The 18,361-nt window shown below is 44.3% G+C and carries 17 protein-coding genes; 4 read left to right on the top strand and 13 right to left on the bottom strand.

Annotation, left to right across the window (positions count from 1 at the left end; all coding sequences use genetic code 11):
- Positions 1–276 precede the first annotated feature (276 nt).
- A complete protein-coding gene (locus L1271_RS04830) occupies positions 277–1,437 on the top strand; it encodes a DcaP family trimeric outer membrane transporter (RefSeq protein ID WP_235366976.1) in 1,161 nt (386 codons plus the stop codon).
- A 64-nt stretch (positions 1,438–1,501) separates the two neighbouring features.
- Here the strand turns inward: L1271_RS04830 and L1271_RS04825 are convergent, their stop codons facing one another.
- The 10 genes from L1271_RS04825 to L1271_RS04780 all read right to left on the bottom strand — a co-directional run bounded on the left by L1271_RS04825 (position 1,502) and on the right by L1271_RS04780 (position 12,207).
- Positions 1,502–1,657: a hypothetical protein gene (locus L1271_RS04825; RefSeq protein WP_235366974.1), complete on the bottom strand. Its 156-nt coding sequence runs from the start codon at positions 1,655–1,657 to the stop codon at positions 1,502–1,504.
- A gap of 587 nt (positions 1,658–2,244) precedes the next feature.
- Complete coding sequence (gene hflC / locus L1271_RS04820) at positions 2,245–3,123, bottom strand: protease modulator HflC (RefSeq protein WP_010377388.1); 879 nt, start codon at positions 3,121–3,123, stop codon at positions 2,245–2,247.
- A gap of 5 nt (positions 3,124–3,128) precedes the next feature.
- Positions 3,129–4,304: an FtsH protease activity modulator HflK gene (gene hflK, locus L1271_RS04815; protein ID WP_010605650.1), complete on the bottom strand. Its 1,176-nt coding sequence runs from the start codon at positions 4,302–4,304 to the stop codon at positions 3,129–3,131.
- 92 nt (positions 4,305–4,396) lie between these two features.
- Positions 4,397–5,686 carry a ribosome rescue GTPase HflX gene (hflX, locus tag L1271_RS04810; protein WP_010605651.1) on the bottom strand — a complete coding sequence of 430 codons (1,290 nt, stop codon included), beginning with the start codon at positions 5,684–5,686 and terminating at the stop codon, positions 4,397–4,399.
- Between the two features lie 24 nt (positions 5,687–5,710).
- On the bottom strand, positions 5,711–5,974 hold the full coding sequence (gene hfq / locus L1271_RS04805) for an RNA chaperone Hfq (protein WP_010377383.1): 264 nt from the start codon (positions 5,972–5,974) through the stop codon (positions 5,711–5,713).
- Positions 5,975–6,050: 76 nt separating this feature from the next.
- Positions 6,051–6,941, bottom strand: coding sequence for a tRNA (adenosine(37)-N6)-dimethylallyltransferase MiaA (gene miaA / locus L1271_RS04800; RefSeq protein WP_039841147.1), 891 nt, complete (start codon positions 6,939–6,941; stop codon positions 6,051–6,053).
- Positions 6,942–7,047: 106 nt separating this feature from the next.
- A complete protein-coding gene (mutL, locus tag L1271_RS04795) occupies positions 7,048–8,913 on the bottom strand; it encodes a DNA mismatch repair endonuclease MutL (RefSeq protein WP_235367011.1) in 1,866 nt (621 codons plus the stop codon).
- A gap of 3 nt (positions 8,914–8,916) precedes the next feature.
- Positions 8,917–10,260 (bottom strand): N-acetylmuramoyl-L-alanine amidase, encoded by a 1,344-nt coding sequence (locus tag L1271_RS04790; protein ID WP_235366972.1) that lies wholly within the window; start codon positions 10,258–10,260, stop codon positions 8,917–8,919.
- Positions 10,253–10,726, bottom strand: a complete 474-nt coding sequence (gene tsaE / locus L1271_RS04785; protein ID WP_069020897.1) for a tRNA (adenosine(37)-N6)-threonylcarbamoyltransferase complex ATPase subunit type 1 TsaE — start codon at positions 10,724–10,726, stop codon at positions 10,253–10,255. Before tsaE ends, L1271_RS04790 begins: the two co-directional genes overlap by 8 nt.
- The gene (locus L1271_RS04780; RefSeq protein WP_235366970.1) at positions 10,723–12,207 is read right to left on the bottom strand and encodes an NAD(P)H-hydrate dehydratase; all 1,485 of its coding nucleotides are present in this window, start codon (positions 12,205–12,207) and stop codon (positions 10,723–10,725) included. Before L1271_RS04780 ends, tsaE begins: the two co-directional genes overlap by 4 nt.
- Positions 12,208–12,218: 11 nt before the next feature.
- On the opposite strand from L1271_RS04780, the gene queG reads away from it, so the two are divergent.
- Positions 12,219–13,352: a tRNA epoxyqueuosine(34) reductase QueG gene (gene queG / locus L1271_RS04775; protein WP_235366969.1), complete on the top strand. Its 1,134-nt coding sequence runs from the start codon at positions 12,219–12,221 to the stop codon at positions 13,350–13,352.
- Positions 13,353–13,480: 128 nt separating this feature from the next.
- On the opposite strand, the gene L1271_RS04770 is transcribed toward queG, so the two are convergent.
- The 3 genes from L1271_RS04770 to L1271_RS04760 form a co-directional block, all read right to left on the bottom strand.
- Entirely contained in the window at positions 13,481–14,614 is a 1,134-nt protein-coding gene (locus L1271_RS04770; RefSeq protein WP_235366967.1) for a response regulator, read from the bottom strand.
- Positions 14,615–14,770: 156 nt separating this feature from the next.
- The gene (locus tag L1271_RS04765) at positions 14,771–16,738 is read right to left on the bottom strand and encodes a sensor histidine kinase (RefSeq protein WP_010377369.1); all 1,968 of its coding nucleotides are present in this window, start codon (positions 16,736–16,738) and stop codon (positions 14,771–14,773) included.
- Between the two features lie 148 nt (positions 16,739–16,886).
- Positions 16,887–17,375 (bottom strand): GNAT family N-acetyltransferase, encoded by a 489-nt coding sequence (locus L1271_RS04760; protein ID WP_235366965.1) that lies wholly within the window; start codon positions 17,373–17,375, stop codon positions 16,887–16,889.
- Positions 17,376–17,442: 67 nt separating this feature from the next.
- Here L1271_RS04760 and L1271_RS04755 point away from each other — a divergent pair, with 67 nt between their 5' ends.
- Both L1271_RS04755 and L1271_RS04750 read left to right on the top strand, forming a co-directional pair.
- Positions 17,443–17,994: a glutathione peroxidase gene (locus L1271_RS04755; protein ID WP_026000907.1), complete on the top strand. Its 552-nt coding sequence runs from the start codon at positions 17,443–17,445 to the stop codon at positions 17,992–17,994.
- Positions 17,995–18,058: 64 nt separating this feature from the next.
- A complete protein-coding gene (locus L1271_RS04750) occupies positions 18,059–18,340 on the top strand; it encodes a peptidylprolyl isomerase (protein ID WP_010377362.1) in 282 nt (93 codons plus the stop codon).
- Positions 18,341–18,361: the final 21 nt, after the last annotated feature.

Below are 18,361 nucleotides of genomic sequence, written 5' to 3'. Positions count from 1 at the left end.
ACACGCTTTTCCTAAGGATCACCCAGCCTTGGGTGTTTAAGTATTAGACCTTAGTTGTAGAACAGCTGCAAACGTAAAAGTTTCATACAACTTACCGACTGTACCTAATTCAAACGTTATGATCGCCTTATCCTCCGCTCATTTACTGTATGCCACCTTAGTCTAATAGACCAATAGGTAATTGAGTAAAAACCAACCTTAAACAACAGTTAGTGATGATTAATATGAATATCGGCTGCTGCCAACTGCAAAGCACAGCTATTGAGGAACTGGATTATGACAACGAATAACATTAATAAAAAACTGCTCGCAGTTGCTATCAGTAGCCTCTGCGCTCTCCCTGCCACTGCGGCTGAGATTGGCGATACTAAAGTTAACTATGGTGGTTATATCAAGCTAGATGCCATTTGGAGTGACTTTTCTGACGGCGCGCTGGGTGCGCAAAATATCGGCCGAGACTTTTACGTTCCTGGTACGACTCCTGTCGGGGTTAACTCAGATAGCGATGCTGTGTTTGATATGCACGCTCGCCAATCTCGCTTTAGCTTCGGGACCGATACTAAGCTTGATGATGGCAGCAGTATCAAGACTAAAATCGAGCTAGACTTTATTTCTACATCTGGAGGCAATGAGCGTGTGAGTAACTCCTACTCACCTCGTATTCGCCAAGCCTTTGTGAGCTACAAAGGCTTCTTGTTCGGTCAAGCTTGGTCAAACTTCCAAAATGTTAGCGCGCTACCAGAGACTTTAGATTTCGTTGGCCCAGCTGAAGGCACTGTTTTCGTACGCCAAGCCATGGCTAAATACACCACGGGAAACTGGTCTTTCTCTATTGAAAACCCAGAAAGCACGGTTACCACTGCAGATAGTGGCCGTGTCGTCACTGATGACGCTAGCATGCCTGATTTCACTGCACGTTACACACACAATGCAGATTGGGGTCATATTGCGGTAGCGGCACTTGCGCGCCAAATAACCTATAAAGTCGGTGGAGCTGATGAGTCTGAAAGCTCATTTGGGGTCAGTGCATCTGGTCGTGTTAATTTTGGCAACAATAACTTGAAGTTTATGCTGACCCAAGGCCAAGGGCTTGGTCGTTATGTAGGACTGAACGTTGCTAATGGTGCGGTATACGACGGTAACTCGTTACATGCAATTGACTCGACGTCGGGCTTTATTGCTTACCAACATAGCTGGAATGATCAGTTCCGCTCAACATTCTTATACTCATTCTTTAATGCTGATAACGAAAGCGATTTGCTGGCGGTAACTGGCGATCCGACAAAATCAAGTATGAGTTACAGCGCAAACCTACTTTATTCACCCGTGAAAAAACTTACCTTTGGTGCTGAATATAAGATGGGTACTCGGGAAACAGAAAGTGGCCTCGAAGGTGATTTAGATAGACTGCAACTTTCAGTGAAGTACGTGTTTTAAGGTTTTGTAATTTTAATAGGCTAGTACCAATTCACTTCCTAACTGCGGCCTATTGGCCGCTTTTTTATTGTTGGTCGCGACATAAAGTCGCTGCTACGATGTGTTTTTCCGCTACATAAAATCCGCTGCTACGATGTGTTTCTTCGCGATATAAAGTCGCTGCTACGATGTATTTTTTCGCGACATAAAGTCGCTGCCACGGTGTGCTTTTTCGCGACATAAAGTCGCTGCTACGATGTGTTTCTTCGCGATATAAAGTCGTAGCTACAATGTGTTTCTTCGCGATATAAAGTCGCTGCTACGGTGTGTTTCTTCGCGATATAAAGTCGCTGCTACGATGTATTTTTTCGCGACATAAAGTCGCTGCCACGGTGTGCTTTTTCGCGACATAAAGTCGCTGCTACGATGTGTTTCTTCGCGATATAAAGTCGTAGCTACAATGTGTTTCTTCGCGACATAAAGTCGCTGCTACGATGTATTTTTTCGCGACATAAAGTCGCTGCTACGATGTGTTTTTTCGCGATATAAAGTCGTAGCTACGGTGTGTTTTTCCGCTACATAAAATCCGCTGCTACGATGTGTTTTTTCGCGATATAAAGTCGTAGCTACGGTGTGTTTTTTCGCGGCATAAAGGCTCTGTTACAGTGTATTTCTTCGCGACATAAAGTCGCTGCTACGGTGCGTTTTTTGCGGCATGAAAGATCGCGGCTACTCGTGGGATTTCATAGTCTAACGTTGTGGCCATATCGCGCCAATAAAAAACCCCGCTGGCTGGCGGGGTTTTACAATCATCTCAAAAGCATCATCTTATTGAGCTTTTGCATCCTTCATATAATCAAAGAACTTGCTATCCGGTGATAACACCATAACGTCATTCTTATCTTTAAAGGTATTTTTATATGCTTCAAGCGAACGAACAAACCCGAAAAACTCAGGGTCTTTATTATATGCTTTAGCGTAAATGTTTGCCGCCGTTGCATCACCTTGACCGCGAACCGCGCGAGCATTACGCTCAGCATCTGCAAGCATTACTGTCACTCGACGATCAACATTAGCACGGATGGTCTCCGCCTTCTCTTGACCCTCAGAACGGTGCTCTTTCGCCACAGCTTGACGCTCCGCACGCATACGCTGGTAGATCGAGTTACTTACTTCGTTAGGTAGGTTAATTTGCTTAACACGGACATCAAGTACTTCAATCCCAAGCTCAGTTGCACTTTCAGACGCTTGAACTAACGCTTCTTCCATTAGCTCGCTACGTTCACCAGATACTATTTCTTTAATAGTACGCGAACCGAAGTTTGTTCTTAGACCGTTGTTCACCTTTTGCTTAAGTAGCGTTTCAGCATACTGTTTATCACCACGCGCACGTAGGTAATAAGCACTAAAATCATTCACGCGCCACTTAACGTAAGAATCCACGATCAAGTCTTTCTTCTCGCTCGTTACAAAGCGATCAGGTTGACCATCAAGTGTTTGGATCCGTGCATCTAATTTACGTACTTGGCTAAAGAAAGGCACTTTCAGGTGAAGGCCAGGTTCATACACCAGAGCATCGCCATTCGCGTCTTTTTGTACCTTGCTAAATAGCAGTACAATTGCTCTTTGACCTTCGTTTACTACAAAGATACCAGAGAACGACATGATCACGGCAGTGACTAATAGAAGTAGACTAAAATTCTTCATATTGATTATCTCCCGTTACCAAATCTGTCGCGATTAAATCTATCACCGCCTGAATTGACAGAGCTATTTTGCTGTTGAGTACCTTCAATCGTTCTACGAAGCTGCTCAATATCGCTCTGATTTGGCAAACGTACTGGTGACGAAGCGTTGTTATGGGATTGCATAATCTTATCAAGTGGTAGATACAGCATGTTATTACCACCTTCAACATCAACCAATACCTTTGAGCTACGGCCCAAAACTTGCTCCATTGTATCAATATATAAGCGTTTACGCGTTACTTCTTTCGCAGCTTGGTATTCTGGTAGTAACTTTTCAAAGCGCTCCACTTCACCTCGAGATTCAAGGATTATACGCTCGCGATAAGCTTCTGCTTCTTGCGTCATACGAGTCACTTGACCACGCGCACGCGGTTCAATTTCTTTCGCATAAGCTTCTGCTTCACGAATGAAACGCTCTTCATCTTCTTGTGCAGCAATCGCATCATCAAATGCGTCTTTTACTTCTGAAGGAGGACGCGAGTCCTTAAAGTTAACGTCTGTAACAATCAAACCAAGATTGTATGGTTCGATAATACTGTTTAGCTCTTCCCAAGTGCGCTGACGAACCACTTCACGACCCGTAGTTAACACTTGGTCCATGCGAGAATGGCCCACAACGTAACGTAGAGCACTGTCTAGCGCTTGTTGTAAGCTGTGATCAGCATCGGTCACACTGAAACGATAAAGCGTTGGATCTACAACACGATATTGCACTTCAAACTCAACACTCACGACGTTTTCGTCTTCCGTAAGCATAAAGCCTGAAGCCGACAATGAACGCACCGCTTCAATATCTACAGGAATAACACGCTCGATGAACGTGGCTTTCCAGCGCAGACCCGGCTCAGCAATACGGTCAAATTTACCAAATTGCAACACGATACCGCGCTCAGCTTCTTTTACCGTGTAAATACCACTTAGTGCCCATACGATGGCTGCGATAATAAGTATAAAGACGAAACCAGCACCGCCTAATCCGCCATTACCACCTTTCCCCGGCTTACCGCCGAAAATACCGCCGAATTTATTACCAAATTTACGGAATACTTCATCTAGATCAGGTGGGCCTTGATCCCGCCCCCCGCGGTTTTTCCACGGATCGTTATCATTGCCATTATTACCCGGTTCGTTCCAGGCCATAGCTATACTCCATTGTTATTTAAATGAATTAGGTTAAATCTAACAAAATTCGAGCGACTCTCATATAAAAATACGCTCGAAATTGACGATTTTTAACTACCAACAACCAAATCATTGAGATTTCGCCCGAATTCCTTATTGAGCTTTTCCCATTCGATTTTTGGCATTCTTACCGAAACAAGCCAGTTGCCTTGCTCGTCGTAGCCTTTTTCATCCACGGCATTAAGCTCAAATAGTGCACCTCGTAAGCGCCCAAGCGCAGGAGGTACGGCAAGCTCAGCTGTGAAAACGGTTTTTGCCAACAACTCTTTAACGGCGTCGAATAACAACGAAATCCCTTCTCCAGAGTGGGCACTTAACCACACTCTGATCGGTTTTCCTTCATCGTCCCTATCTATTCTAGGCGCAACTTCGTCCATTAGATCAATTTTGTTGTAGACTAAAAGTTGAGGAATGTCATTGGCTTCAATTTCCTCTAGAACCAATTGTACCTGTTCTATATTTTCTTTTCTTCTCGGATCTGCAACATCGATGACATGAAGCTGTAAATCCGCCTCACGAGTCTCTGTTAAAGTCGCCTTAAATGCTGCTACCAAGTCATGAGGTAAATGACGAATAAAACCTACTGTATCTGCTAAGATAACGGGGCCAACATCATCGATTTCGATCTTTCTTAGCGTAGGATCAAGCGTTGCGAACAATTGGTCCGCAGCATATACATCCGCATCCGTAATTTTGTTAAACAGCGTCGATTTACCCGCATTGGTGTAGCCTACCAGAGAAACAGTTGGGATCTCGTTACGACTACGCGCTCGACGCCCTTGCTCACGCACAACGGCTACCTTGTCTAATCGTTTACGAATACTCTTAATTCGCTCTCTTAGTAACCGTCTATCGGTTTCTAATTGGGTTTCACCAGGACCACGTAAGCCGATCCCCCCTTTTTGCCTTTCTAAGTGCGTCCATCCTCGAATTAAGCGCGTAGAGATATGCCTTAGCTGAGCAAGCTCAACCTGCAATTTACCTTCGTGGGTACGGGCTCTTTGCGCGAAAATATCTAAGATCAGCGTTGTCCTATCTAACACTCGGCACTTACAAACGCGTTCTAAATTGCGCTCTTGTGAGGGACTGAGTTGGTGGTTAAATATGATGACATCTGCGTTGTGGATGTTGACAATCTCGGCAATTTCTTCAGCTTTACCCGTTCCGACAAACAACTTTGCATGTGGTGCTTGACGGCTGCCTTGCACAACCGCCACACTACTAACACCAGCAGAAGAAACTAGCATTTCCAATTCACGTAGATCTTCGCGATCTCCTTCGTGAGGAAATTCTATATGAACCAAGACTGCCTGTTCGCCGGCTTCATAACGGTCAAACAAGCATTAAGCTCCTACTAATAAGAATTAATAATTACCTTCTTCACCTTGGTCGCCCGCTTCACTTCCGGTTGCATTTTGGAAGTTAACCGCACGAGCTGGAACCACAGTGGAGATGGCGTGTTTGTAAACCATTTGGTTTACTGTGTTTTCAAGCAAAATCACAAATTGGTCAAATGACTGGATCTTGCCCTGTAATTTAATGCCATTCACTAAAAAAATTGAGACAGGAATGCGCTCACGACGCAAGACATTCAAAAATGGGTCTTGTAAAGATTGGCCTTTTGCCATTTTCTTATCCTTCGTTTTAGGTGTTATTATGTCAGGTCGTTGATTTAATCAGAACACGCTGATTTAACAACTACTATTAGCTTAGCGAAGTTAGAACACGTTGCAAGTTTTCTTGACTATCGGTGTCAAGCCAAGTCACATCTTGCCACCCCCTCAGCCAAGTTAATTGCCGCTTCGCCAGTTGTCTGGTCGCTGCGACGCCTTTGAAAACCATTTCGTTATAATCGCACTCGCCAGCTAAATACTCCCACATTTGCCGATATCCGACACAGCGAATAGAAGGCAAATCAGGGTGTAAATCTTTACGTTGATATAAGGCCAAAACTTCATTTTTAAAGCCTTCATCCAACATTATTTCAAATCTTTTCTCTATACGTTCATGTAAGACTTTTCGGTCACTTGGTGCAATCGCAAATTGATGAAATTGATACGGCAATGCACCCTGTTTGCTTTGCTGCAATTGAGTCATCGTTTTACCACTAATGCGATAAACTTCCAAAGCACGGTTGATACGTTGCGAATCGTTTTCGCTGATTTTAGCCGCGGCTTCTGAGTCAATCTCTTTTAACTGTTGATGCAGCGCAGGCCAACCCTTTTGTTCGGCTTCGCGCTCCAATACCGCTCTGATTTCAGCATCAGCCTCTGGTAATGGCGACAGGCCTTCAATCAAGCCTTTAAAGTACATCATGGTGCCACCCACTAAAATTGGCACCTTGCCACGCTGATGAAAATCGTCAATTAGTTTAATAGCATCAGCACGAAACTCAGCAACCGAATAGCTTTGTGCTGGATCAATAATATCAATTAGGTGATGTGGTGCCTGTGCTTGCTCTTGTACGCTCGGCTTTGCCGTACCGATATCCATCCCTTTGTACACTAACGCCGAGTCTACACTGATGATTTCGGTATTTAACGCTTGGCATAACTCTATGGCCAATGCGGTTTTGCCCGCTGCTGTCGGTCCCATTAGGGTAATGACAGGTAACTTGTTCACATCTAACCTACTAATAAACTGCACTAATCTCGTATTATAGCTGATAGTACATGGTAATTAATACCTACTTAGGCACGAATTACTGCGAACTTAAAAAACTGACCAACTTCTGGGCATCAATTGTAACCGCACTTTTATGAATACGAGCCAAACATGAGGCTTTTGAAAGTAATTTTTCTTTAACTAAATCAAAATGCTGGCTATCGAAATAGCTACTGGGTGTTGAGACTTCTAGCCACTGTAACCAATCTTGGAGTTCAGCATCTGAGCTTGGTTCCATCATTTGCTTAGAAATTTCACCAACATCTATGCTATAGAGCGACACAGGCAACTTTTTAACTAAAATATGGCCATCAAAGATTTCAATCGCAAACCCTAAAATTGCCAACCAAGTTTCACGCTGCTGCAATGCTTCCAGTGCGGCTTTATCTAACTTGATGCGCACAGGTAACAGCAGCGCTTTGCCTTGCAATGTGCCATCTTGCTCAATTTGCATTTGCCAATATGGCAACAGCCCCAGCCTACAATCACCAAACAACAACTGATTGTCTTGCTCAAGCATGACTTTGCCTTGCGGCAACAACATCCAGCTAGATTTACTGGCGGATATCGGGATGCTACTTACTTCATTTGACGGTAATGCAGCTTCTTCAATTTGATCGAAGTGCTGCATCTGTTGATGTGATAGTCCTTGATAGAGCTGGTTTACATTCACCTGCTTTTTGCCACCACCTGTTGCACCGCCATAGTTACTTCGACCGCCACCTGAGGCTGCTCTTGAAGCCTCAGTGCGTTCGCCGAAGCTACTTGGATCCGAATAGGCCTGTGGTTGCGTTTCGGGCTGTAAGGTTGAACGGTAACTTTGATGATAGGTTTCATCTACCTGTTCTTGGGGCGTAAATAATGGCGATGCGATATCAGGTGCTTGAGTCTCGGTCTCGCTTGCACAAGGTAAATCAATTTGCTCCGTCGCGACCTGCTTTATTGCTTGTACGATAAAGTCGTGAACCAAGCGCGCTTGATGGAAGCGAACTTCGTGTTTCGCGGGATGGACATTAACGTCAACTTGTCTCGGATCTAACTCAAGATATATGACAAAACCGGGAAGCTCTTCATGCCCGATTGATTCATCAAATGCTTGGCGAATCGCATGTAAGATGAGCTTATCTCGCATCATACGACCGTTTACGTAGGTATATTGTGTGCCGTTGTTCACCCCCGCAGGTAACACCCAACCGAATAATCTTAGTCCCTCATGACCTGAGTCGATAAAGCTTGCTTGCTGTAAGAATGCTTTACCACCAACTTGCGCAACTCGCTCAACACCTTTTTCAATAGTGCGTGGGCGATATTGGCGAACCACCTTTTGGTTATGAGTGAGCGTGATGGCAACATCAAAACGACTCAATGCAATACGCTTAACCAGCTCATCGATATGGCTAAACTCGGTTTTTTCGGTGCGTAAAAACTTTCTTCGTGCAGGCGTGTTGAAAAACAGATCTTTGACTTCAATCGTGGTGCCGTCTGGGTGCGCGGTAGGTTGAACCTGCACAGCCATATCTCGCCCTTCGGCGAAAGCCTGCCAAGCTGTCTCTTGTGCTTGAGGTTTAGAGCTCAGAGTCAGTCGCGATACTGAACTGATGGATGCCAGCGCCTCACCTCGAAAGCCAAGCGAAGCAATACACTCCAGATCATCTAAACTTTTCAGTTTACTTGTCGCGTGGCGAGACAATGCCAACATCAGCTCGTCTTTAACAATACCGATACCGTTATCACGGATCCGAATAAGCTTGTGTCCTCCACGCTCAATGTCTATTTGAATGCGCGTCGCACCAGCATCAATACTGTTTTCCACCAGCTCTTTCACGACGGATGCTGGCCGCTCCACTACCTCACCGGCAGCGATTTGGTTGGCCAACCGAGCTGGAAGTATTTCTATCGTCATCATTTACGCTTTTGGAATAGTTAAGACTTGCCCAATAAACAAGGTATTGTTTTTCAGGTTATTTGCTTTTTTCAATTCACTGACCGTAATGCCATAACGGCTAGCCAGCACACTCAATGATTCACCACTTTTTACTTTATGCGTCACTGGCTTATTGGATTGCATACGCGCAAAGAGCGAATTATCCGGTGGATTTTTCTCATAATAGCCTTTTATCGAACTAAAAATAGCCCGAGCTAAACGCTCTTGATAATGCGGAGACATTAATAGCTTTTCTTCTTTGGGGTTTGAAATAAACCCGGTTTCCACCAGAATCGAAGGTATATCTGGTGATTTTAGTACCCCAAAGTTTGCAGCTTGCGGTCTGCTTTTGTGCATTTTTGCCACTTTTTTCAGCTCTTTGACGACTTCTTCTGCGACCTGAAACCCGGTTTTCATCGAATGTTCCATCGACATATCAAGTAACGCTTTGGCTAAATATTTTTCGTTGGCCGTATCTTTAATTAAATCGGCAGCCCCTCCCAATAATTGTGAGTGTTTTTCTTTGTCTTCTAGCCACTTACCTATTTCAGAATTAGCTCTGCGTAGTGATAACACCCAGACCGACGCGCCGCGTGGTTGAGGGCTGGTGAAAGCATCTGCGTGAATAGATACAAAGAAATCCGCTTTTCTTTCGCGCGCTCTTGCGGTTCTCGTATTCAACTTGAGGTAATAATCGCCAGTACGAATAAGCTTTGCGCTCATCCCTGGCTGGCTATCGACTAAGCGTGCTAAACGCTTCGCAATTTGAATGGTTACGAGCTTTTCATAAGTACCTGAAGGTCCAATAGAACCCGGATCTTCACCGCCATGACCGGCATCGATGGCGATGACAATATCTCTGTCTTGCGCCAGTGTTTTTCGTGGTGTGGCAGTTTTTGTTTCGTCATAAGCACTCATCTGCTTACCATACAAATCAACGACTAAGCGGTTTTTATACGGACCGGTTGGTGCTAACGCAAAGATTTTTGGCGTAGCGCTGCGACTTAGCTCCACAACAATCCGTGCAGAATTGCTGTTTTTCGGTTTGCTGTGGCGCACCTTGTTTACAACTCGATGTTCGTCAGGAACACTCGGAAAGTCTTTTTGTTGCTTGGTGTTTTCAAGGTCGATCACCAAGCGCAGTGGATTTTTCAGCACAAAATAGCTGTAATCCGGCTTATCGCTCATATCAAAAACAATACGAGTGCTTTCTGGGGAGGGCCAAACACGCACACTTTCGATGGCGTTTTGGGCGATGCTCTGCATGCTCGTTAAGAGCATGCAGATAAAAATGAAAATATAACTAATAGTCGGCTGATTACGCATAATCTTGTAATTGTTTTAATAGTGCCTCGCCGCGGCTAGACTTGGCCTCAAGTGTAATTTGACGGCCATCACCAGCATACTGCATTGTGACGTCTATATCTGGGTTTGGAATAAAGCCTTCACCTTTTTCAGGCCACTCAACAACACAGATAGCATTACTTGCAAAGTAATCCCGGATCCCCATGTATTCGAGCTCTTCAGGCGAACCTAATCGATATAAATCAAAATGATATATTGAGACATCATCCAGTTCATAAGGTTCAACTAAGGTATAAGTTGGACTTTTTACCTTACCTGAATGACCAAGACTTTGCACGATCCCGCGAGTGAGCGTGGTTTTACCTGCGCCTAAATCACCGTGTAAAAATAGTACCGCACCTTGACGAATAACATTGGCAATTTTATTACCCATGGCAACTGTTGCTGGCTCATCAGCCAAATCGAATCTCATATGACCTGTCGTCACCCTAAAATACCTCGAATATGTTCGAATAAATCCCCGGCCAACATACCTTTTTCGCCATCATGGGCGGCCTGCTCGGCAGCTAAACCATGAATATACACGGCTAGGTTTGTTGCAGCAAATGCTTCCATCCCTTGGGCAATTAAACCGCCTATGATACCAGATAAAACATCGCCCATCCCAGCACTCGCCATTCCTGCGCAGCCTGAACGATTAATATTTATTCGCTCACCTTCAGATATCAAACTGCCCGGCCCTTTTAGTACCGTAACAGCGCCATATTCATGGCTAATTTTTTTAGCCACCGCGAAGCGGTCATGTTCATTTAGCGATGTCTCTAAGTGACTCAATAACCGCCTTGCTTCACCTAGGTGAGGCGTTAACACCCAGTTTGATTTTTGCCTCGGTGCATGCGCTAAACAATTGAGTCCATCAGCATCCATAATCATCGGCAATTCAGTTGCCATCGCACAGTTAAAAAGTGATTTTGCCCAAACGTCTTGACCAAGCCCGGGACCAAGCACTATCACACTGGCTTTTTTCATCAGTGGCGATAACTCATTCGCACTCTCAACACCGTGTACCATTAATTCAAAGCGCCCCTGTAAGACGCTCGCGATATTATCAGGATGAGTCGCTACCGATACAAGGCCAGCCCCTGCCCGCAGAGCGGCTTCTGCTGCCAATCGAATTGCTCCAGCCATGCCACGATTACCGCCAATAAGTAACACATGACCATGGGCATTTTTATAGCTATCTGGTGCTCGCTGCGGCCTTGCTGCCATGAACGTTTCATGATTTAAGTAATTAGATGTTGGCGTTACTAGGGTTTTGAATGCTTCACCTACATCCAAGTCGGCTAACAATAACGTTCCCACAAAACGCTTTGCTGAGCCGCTAAGTAAGCCCTGTTTTAACGCGATAAAGGTGATAGTTTCGGTAGCTAAAAATGCACTAGGTGCAACTTCTCCTGTTGTGGCATTTATACCGCTCGGTACATCAAGTGCCAACCTAGTAATCGGCAGTTTATTTATTTTGTCAAAACAAAGGCAAATATGGTCAGGCAGCTCACCTCTAAAACCTGTGCCGAACACGCCATCAACCACAACCGTAAACTGACTTAACTCTACTTCGTTCAACGAAAAAACCAATGCGCCTTGATATTGAGAAAATGCCTGCTGCGCATCGCCCGTTAAGCTTTCGGGTGCAAATAACGCGAGTACGGTGACGGAAAATCCGGCCTGCTGACATAATTGAGCGACGACAAAACCGTCTCCCGCGTTATTGCCTTTACCTGTGATAATTAAGATATGGCTGGATTTGGGCTGGCTGTTTTCAATAAAGCGAAATGCAGCGGCCCCAGCTCGTTGCATTAAGGTACTTAGATCTTTGCCTGATAACTTTGCGGCTTTTGCTTCATATTGCTGCACTTGTTGGGCTGAATAAGCAAATTGTGGTAAATTGCCCGTGTATTCATTAGCCATTATTTCTTCCCGTGACGACCGATAATATCAATTATAGTGAACTTGCAACACAAATTAAGCAATGGGGCCAAGAACTTGGCTTTGCAGAAGTCGGTATAACCGACATTGATTTACGCGAGCATGAAGCGCAACTTCAGCGCTGGTTAGACGCAGGCTATCATGGTGAAATGGCTTACATGGCTGCGCATGGAATGAAGCGTGCCCGCCCCGCTGAACTGGTTCCTGGCACTCAACGCATTATTTCGGTGAAAATGAACTACCTGCCACCCGATGCCAGCTTTGCCAGAGCGCTTGGTAATAAAACCACAGCCTACATCTCTCGTTATGCATTAGGTCGAGACTATCATAAGGTAATGCGCAACAAGCTAAAGCAGCTCGGACAAAAGATTGAGCAAGAAGTCGGTACGTTAGGGTTTCGCCCTTTTGTCGACTCAGCCCCAGTACTAGAGAGACAAATTGCAGAAAAGGCAGGCCTTGGCTGGCGTGGAAAAAACAGTTTAGTGATTAATAAGCAGGCGGGCTCTTGGTTTTTCTTGGGTGAGCTGTTTGTTGATATTCCTCTTCCTATTGATAAACCAAACCAAGAAGAAGGTTGCGGCCGTTGTACCGCCTGCCTAACTTTATGCCCTACTGGCGCCATCGTAGAACCTTATGTCGTTGATGCGAGACGCTGTATTTCTTATCTCACTATAGAGCTTCAAGGCGCTATTCCAGAGGAATTTAGAGCAAAAATGGGCAATCGGATATACGGTTGTGATGATTGCCAGTTAGTTTGTCCATGGAATCGCTATGGTAAAATAACGGAAGAAGCCGACTTTTTGCCGCGAACTCAACTTAAAGATCAGCAATTGTTGAGCTTATTTGCTTGGGATGAAGCAACATTTTTGAAAAACACCGAAGGCAGCCCCATTCGCCGGATTGGACATGAACGTTGGCTACGAAACTTAGCCGTTGGCCTTGGCAATGCACAATACGATGAAGCTATCGTTATAGCACTGGAAGATAAGCGTCAAAGTGCCACTCCCCTTGTTATTGAGCATATCGAATGGGCGCTGGAGCAACAAAGACAAAAGTCAGACCAACATGAACGCAAAAAAGCAAGGCTGATCCGCATTATTGAAAAGGGCTTGCCACGAGACGCTTAGCAGGTTTGTCGTGCTAAAGCACGACCTGCACAAAATGGTTCGAAGGAATCACGATAAATAAGCTGCGCTATAAAAGCTAAAAAAGTCGCGCTAAAGCGCGACCTACGGCAGTATTGGAAGTAGGGTTGCTATTCTGAGCGTCGTGAGAGTAGTTTTAAGTCTTCTTCAATATCATGGAAAGCGGTTTTCACTTCTCGCACACTTTCTTCCCGTGCGACTGAGCTTTGAATCGCTTTATCGACGTTTTGATAGATAAACATCTCCTGATCTTCGTCTAGGCCCATTGTCGGAATGCGCTCTTCAAATAACTCTTGTAATGAGCGGAACACTTTTTCGTTTTCTTGACGATTTTTATCAAGCAGCGACACCATGCTGTTAAACTTACCTTGCACCATTTTTATCGCTTCTTCCAGGTCCTCATGTTGCTGTACCAGCTTGCGTTTAGTGGAAATAGCAATTAACTGTTGCTCCGTTACACTGGCAATAAAGCAAATATGATCCCGCAATCTACCGTGTTTATCTGGATCGTCTCCCGGCATATTGAGGATCAAAATACTCAAAAATGGATAGTTAACCAATATGCGGTTAGTAAATTCATGTAATCGCCCTTTGGTGTGTAAGATTTCAAATAATTCAATGACGATAGGTGAGCAAATCCCCGTAGTGGCAAAGTGATGTTTTTGTCCCTCAAGCCGAACTTCAACATTACAATTAAGTCCCAGTCCCTTTAAACATTGACATAAAGCTTCCGCCAGTCGCGGGATTGCTTCTATCTCACCGATTTGCTCAATGTAGGTAACGATTTGCCCCATTTCACTGCTATTAGCCATGGCGCTAAATGCCGTGGAGGTTGCATCTTCAATTTGCTGAGCCAGAATGTCTTTTTCTAATAGCATTTGGTTCAAGTGCGTGAGCTTGGCTTTTAACTCACCTTGGCCAAACGGCTTAACAATATAATCTTCAGCACCCACTGAGTAGCCTTCCATGCGCTCTTCAACAGAGCCCCTTGCCGACACAAACATAACGATAATATGCTGTGTGTTTGGATTGGCTTTAATCGCCTTACATACCTCATAACCGCTCATTTTTGGCATGCTCACATCAAGTAAAATTACTTGAGGATCAAAGTCTTCGACTACTGCTAGACATTCATGACCGCTTCCAACGGTTTTTAACTCAAAGTCTAAGTCTTCTAAAATCTCTTCAATGATTTCTAGATTAAATGGTTCGTCGTCAACTGCTAAGATTCTGCGTAAAGCCATAAATGAATATCCTTCGTCGGTTCACAATGAGAAAGGCACTACGGGAAAATAAGGTAATTCAAGGCCAGTGCCTCAATAGCTCCCAATCAAATTGTATTAGTACAAGCTCTATTATTATTTATAGACGCTTACTCAACGCCTTTCCAATTACAACCATTACACCGCGTTACTCTCAAGATGCTCTGTTAAAGGCAGACTCACATTGATACATGCACCGCCCTCGGGATTATTTTCGGCGTAAATCTGCCCTTTATGCAGTAAAATAAATTCCTTACAAATAGCAAGACCTAAACCCGTGCCGCCGGCACCACTGTCTGTTTTACTGCTTTGCACAAACTTGGCAAAAATCTGTTCCAATTCGTCATCCGGAATACCAACCCCTTGATCGGCAATCTTGATATGAATATCTTGATCTTTACAGCTTAACAGTACACTCACCTCACTACCTTCAGGGCTAAACTTGAGCGCATTGCCCAATAAGTTTCTGATCACTTGATTCATTTGCTCCGGATCGCAAAAGGTCATCACGCCTTGAGCGGGCTTTTCAAAGCGGATTTTTATCTTTTTCTCAAGCGCAGTGCCTGATACATCTTCAATACCGCTTTGGATCACATTAACTAGATTGTGAAAGCTTGGATTAAATGGAAAGCGACCTGCGTCTAACTTTGATAAATCAAGCAGATTGTTAAGCAGTACCAATAGACGCTCACCACTGGTTTCGATACGAGATAAATACTTTTTGAGCTTATCCGCTGGCACTTCAGGAGCCGTTAGCTTATCTAAACCGAAACGAGCAAAACTTAATATAGAGTGCATTGGTGTGCGAAGCTCATGAGACATATTGGCTAGAAATTCAGATTTGGATAGGTTGGCCGCTTCCGCCGCTTCTTTGGCTTTTTGTAACTGTGCCGTTCGAGCTTGCACTTCAAACTCTAGCAACTCTTTGGTTTCTTCTAGTACTTCTTGTTGCTCTTTAAGCTTTGAGACATTTTTAAAAATGACCGCAAATGCCATATCACCGTGATGATCGATTTCGTTAAACGTTCCCATCAAAGGAATGCTGCGCTCACCCGCTTTTGGCAGACTCAGCTCACAGTTAAAATGCTTTAACATACCAACATGCTTCATCAAATCACGTAATTGCGACACGGATATTTCATCAAATAGCTCAAAAATAGAGAGTGGCTGTAATTCTTCTTCCGTCAGCTCAAACAATTCGCAACACGCGTCATTTGCTTCAATAATATGGCCCTGGCGGTTGAACAGCATAATCGGATCCGGGGTATGTTTATAAATCACGCGCAGCAGACTGTCGCGTTCAATCAAGGCATCGACTGTATCCTGTAGGCGCTCAACTAACTCTTGGTTATGGCGTCTTAAGAGCTCTGTTTGCCATAATTTATGTAGGCTTTGTAATAAATCGCTCTCATCAAACGGTTTAATCAGAATGTCTTCAACCCCTTGACGCACGGCTTCTAACATATCCACTTGATTAACCCGAGAAGTCATCAATAAGCAGCGGCAATTGTGGTGCACTTGACGAACTTTATTAAACACATCTAAGCCAGTGTCTTTTTCTAGATTAAAGTCACAAATAAGGAGGTCAACAGGATGTCGCTCGGCAACTTGCATCGCTTCATCAAGCGTCGTCGCGGTCGTCACCGCAAGCTGTGCTCCGCGTAGGCCGTTAGCTAAGGTCTCTAGGCGAGGCGTATGATGGTCAACCAGCAACACTTTGGGCAGCACTAAGGTATTAGTAGAACCAATTTCCAGTAGGCGTTCAAGTAAGCCAGTAATATCTTTATTGGCAAAGAAGGGGTAGATAACAATGCCATTTGGCAAGGCGCGGTTGATTTCACTGAAAGATTTTAAGTGCTCGGCATTATCGGGTTTAGGTGCCAGCAATACTAACTTATCATGATTCCTCAGTTGATATAACGCTTGGAGCTTACTGGCGGGCACCCCATGAGCAATAACAACAACATCGAATTTATCAAAATCGAGATTTGCTTCCAGACTCCGGTAATGCACATGCTCTACCTCGCCACCGAGTAACTCAAATAATACCTTTACTCGCATCGCTTGCACACTGCTGCTGTCAATAATCAGCACTCGATTCGTCATAACCAGATCCTTTACCGATAATTCTGAGATCCAGTTTAGTAGAAGAATCACAAGACGCTAAAAAATAGCACTATTTTGATATGTTTGACGCCGCGGTCTAATTCACGCAGCGAAAAAAATTCAAACAGCAAAGCAACGGCGTATAAAGCTATGCGAGAGATTTGCCCAAAATCGTCAAACTATAGTGATTACCATCCATGACCGCGACGTTGGGTAACTCTCCCCACTTTTTATAACCGTGTTTTTCAAACAAGCGGATACTGGGGAGATTATGAGAAAAAATAAAGCCTAGTAGCGTTGTAATAAACAAGCTTGGCGCTTGCTGCTCTGCAAAGTCCATAAGTTTGCTGCCTAACCCTTGGCCTTGTGCCGCTTTTGCAAGATAGATACTCACTTCAGCCGTACCATCGTAGGCAGGACGTCCATAAAAACTGCTAAAGCTTATCCACGCTATCACCTTTTCCGCCAGCTCTACCACATAAATTGGGCGATTTTGCGTATGTGCGGCGAACCAACTTTGCTTTTGTGCTACGCTTACGAGCTCCGTATCCGCGGTGACTTGGCGGCTCGGTATCGTTTCGTTGTAAATGGCAACTATGGCGCAAAGGTCATGCGGTTTAGCGAGTCTAATATTCATGAAAGCTGATCAAGGTAACGAATATTTTCGTATCATAAGAGATAACATAAATAAAAGGAAAGCACTGATGATAAAAAGTCTTTCGATTCTGAGCTTAGCGCTCGGTTTCCTAATCTCGAGTAACGCGTATGCAAAGACATCCAGCTGTGATGATTTTACCAATGTTGAGCTGCGAAAACTGCGTTCTGATGACTCACTTAATCTATGTGAATTTAAAGACAAACCGCTTCTCATCGTAAATACAGCCAGTAACTGTGGATTTACAGGTCAGTTTGAAGGGCTTGAGCAACTACATCAAAAATATCAAGATAAAGGCCTTGTTGTACTTGGTTTTCCCTCAGATGACTTTTTCCAAGAAGAAGACGACGAAAAGGAAACTGCAAAAGTATGCTTTATCAACTACGGTGTAACCTTCAATATGTTTGCTACATCGGAAGTTCGAGGCTCGGATGCTAACCCCATTTTCCAACATTTGAATGAAGTAACAAGCTCTCCAAATTGGAATTTTTACAAATACTTAGTGTCAGCTGATCGGAAAACAATCAAGCGCTTTAACAGTCGCACTAAACCTATGTCTGACGAGCTCACTAGCGAAATTGAAAAACTCTTGCCTAGATAAGCTGATTTTTTAACGTACCTAGATTAGAATAAAGTATGAATAATAAATAATCATCGGAGAAATTATGGCAATCGCTAGTGCAAGACACATCCTAGTAGATAGTGAAGCGCAATGCATGGAGCTCAAAGAACGCATTGCAGCAGGGGAAGATTTCGCAGAAATCGCAAAGCAGTACTCCAATTGCCCGTCGGGCCAAGATGGTGGTGCGCTAGGTGAGTTCGGACCAGGCATGATGGTGCCTGAATTCGATAAAGTGGTTTTTTCAGCCCCAATCAATCAAGTACAAGGGCCAGTGCAAACGCAGTTTGGTTTTCACTTGCTTGAGGTAACCAGTCGTAGCGATTAATTCGCTTGCGAAAAGTTAATC

Source organism: Pseudoalteromonas sp. OF5H-5 (genome assembly GCF_021530695.1).
GTDB lineage: Bacteria > Pseudomonadota > Gammaproteobacteria > Enterobacterales > Alteromonadaceae > Pseudoalteromonas.
This window is presented reverse-complemented; position numbering and strand designations above follow the sequence as displayed.